This window comes from Burkholderia sp. MSh2 (genome assembly GCF_000731655.1).
Classification (GTDB): domain Bacteria; phylum Pseudomonadota; class Gammaproteobacteria; order Burkholderiales; family Burkholderiaceae; genus Burkholderia; species Burkholderia paludis.
Genome location: NZ_JPGM01000084.1, coordinates 1 through 1,763 on the forward strand (window position 1 = coordinate 1; position 1,763 = coordinate 1,763).

A 1,763-nucleotide genomic window follows, 5' to 3' on the forward strand; every position below is an offset into this window, starting at 1 on the left:
ACAGCCGATAAGCGTGAGCGCTCAACTTTGCGAGAAGCTCTGGAAAGGAGGTGATCCAGCCGCACCTTCCGATACGGCTACCTTGTTACGACTTCACCCCAGTCATGAATCCTACCGTGGTGACCGTCCTCCTTGCGGTTAGACTAGCCACTTCTGGTAAAACCCACTCCCATGGTGTGACGGGCGGTGTGTACAAGACCCGGGAACGTATTCACCGCGGCATGCTGATCCGCGATTACTAGCGATTCCAGCTTCATGCACTCGAGTTGCAGAGTGCAATCCGGACTACGATCGGTTTTCTGGGATTAGCTCCCCCTCGCGGGTTGGCAACCCTCTGTTCCGACCATTGTATGACGTGTGAAGCCCTACCCATAAGGGCCATGAGGACTTGACGTCATCCCCACCTTCCTCCGGTTTGTCACCGGCAGTCTCCTTAGAGTGCTCTTGCGTAGCAACTAAGGACAAGGGTTGCGCTCGTTGCGGGACTTAACCCAACATCTCACGACACGAGCTGACGACAGCCATGCAGCACCTGTGCGCCGGTTCTCTTTCGAGCACTCCCACCTCTCAGCGGGATTCCGACCATGTCAAGGGTAGGTAAGGTTTTTCGCGTTGCATCGAATTAATCCACATCATCCACCGCTTGTGCGGGTCCCCGTCAATTCCTTTGAGTTTTAATCTTGCGACCGTACTCCCCAGGCGGTCAACTTCACGCGTTAGCTACGTTACTAAGGAAATGAATCCCCAACAACTAGTTGACATCGTTTAGGGCGTGGACTACCAGGGTATCTAATCCTGTTTGCTCCCCACGCTTTCGTGCATGAGCGTCAGTATTGGCCCAGGGGGCTGCCTTCGCCATCGGTATTCCTCCACATCTCTACGCATTTCACTGCTACACGTGGAATTCTACCCCCCTCTGCCATACTCTAGCCTGCCAGTCACCAATGCAGTTCCCAGGTTGAGCCCGGGGATTTCACATCGGTCTTAGCAAACCGCCTGCGCACGCTTTACGCCCAGTAATTCCGATTAACGCTCGCACCCTACGTATTACCGCGGCTGCTGGCACGTAGTTAGCCGGTGCTTATTCTTCCGGTACCGTCATCCCCCGACTGTATTAGAGCCAAGGATTTCTTTCCGGACAAAAGTGCTTTACAACCCGAAGGCCTTCTTCACACACGCGGCATTGCTGGATCAGGCTTTCGCCCATTGTCCAAAATTCCCCACTGCTGCCTCCCGTAGGAGTCTGGGCCGTGTCTCAGTCCCAGTGTGGCTGGTCGTCCTCTCAGACCAGCTACTGATCGTCGCCTTGGTAGGCCTTTACCCCACCAACTAGCTAATCAGCCATCGGCCAACCCTATAGCGCGAGGCCCGAAGGTCCCCCGCTTTCATCCGTAGATCGTATGCGGTATTAATCCGGCTTTCGCCGGGCTATCCCCCACTACAGGACATGTTCCGATGTATTACTCACCCGTTCGCCACTCGCCACCAGGTGCAAGCACCCGTGCTGCCGTTCGACTTGCATGTGTAAGGCATGCCGCCAGCGTTCAATCTGAGCCAGGATCAAACTCTTCAGTTCAAACCTGTTACTGTTTTCGGTTCCGTTAAGAACCGGTCGCTCACTCAAAGCTGACAGGAATATGAATTGCTTCATAAACCTGACTTACTTTAGTGTGAGACTCTTGATACTTTTGCTATCTGATCCGAGGATCAGCTCGCTTCCATCAAGCGCCCACACTTATCGGCTGTTAATTTTTAAAGAGCAA

1 rRNA gene is annotated in these 1,763 nt (G+C 53.8%); it reads right to left on the reverse strand.

Features of this window, described 5'->3' with window-relative positions:
• Positions 1-43: 43 nt before the first annotated feature.
• Positions 44-1,576, reverse strand: a 16S ribosomal RNA gene (locus GQ57_RS34420).
• Positions 1,577-1,763: the final 187 nt, after the last annotated feature.